Origin of the sequence: Xanthomonas dyei, assembly GCF_002939865.1 — a bacterium.
In the GTDB taxonomy this organism is placed as follows: Bacteria; Pseudomonadota; Gammaproteobacteria; order Xanthomonadales; family Xanthomonadaceae; genus Xanthomonas; species Xanthomonas dyei.
In genome coordinates this window covers 1-663 of sequence record NZ_MDEE01000117.1, presented here as the reverse complement: position 1 = coordinate 663, position 663 = coordinate 1, and the positions used below count along the sequence as shown (strand labels likewise).

At 61.5% G+C, this 663-nt stretch carries 1 pseudogene; it reads left to right on the top strand.

What is annotated here, in order from left to right:
* Positions 1-387: 387 nt before the first annotated feature.
* Positions 388-663: pseudogene (locus XdyCFBP7245_RS23460) on the top strand (IS5/IS1182 family transposase); the annotation flags it as partial.

Below are 663 nucleotides of genomic sequence, written 5' to 3'. Positions count from 1 at the left end.
TTCGGAAAAACGCTTCTTCACATCCAATCTCCTCGGGATAGGGAATTGGACTCCAAACTGAGGTGCTACTCAAAATTGGGGGGACGTCGCCGCGACGGTAGTCGGGCAATGGCCAGTCGAGAGTGTCGGTCCGCATGGTGCAAGCAATGCGCGATGTATGTTGTTTGGATCACCGTGGTTTCGGTTAGCTTTCCAACGCAAGCCGAGCCACCAATAAGCTTTCAAAGAAGCAACCGACTAACTTTGTGGTGCGGTGTCCTCACCGCTTGCGGGACCGTGTGGCGGCATGGATGCCGCCACCGAGCCTCCACGGACGGATTCACGGCGTGTCCCGCGAGCGGTGAGGGCACTGTGCCCTCGACTCACTCAGCTTTTGACTGTATCTAGGGCATGACCTGCTGGCGCCGGTTGCGCGATTGGCAAGCTGCCGGTGTGTGGCATCGTCTGCATCAGGTATTGCTGGCCGAGCGACGTCGCGCCGAGCGACTGGATCTGAGCCGAGCGAGTCTGGACGCGGCCAGTGTGGCCGCCCCCCGGGGGGCGCCTACACCGGCCCGAACCCGACCGATCATGGAAAACTCGGCAGCAAACGGCATCTGATCGTCGACCGCAACGGCGTCCCCTTGGCGGTGTGCGTCACCGGGGCCAATCGACACGACTCGG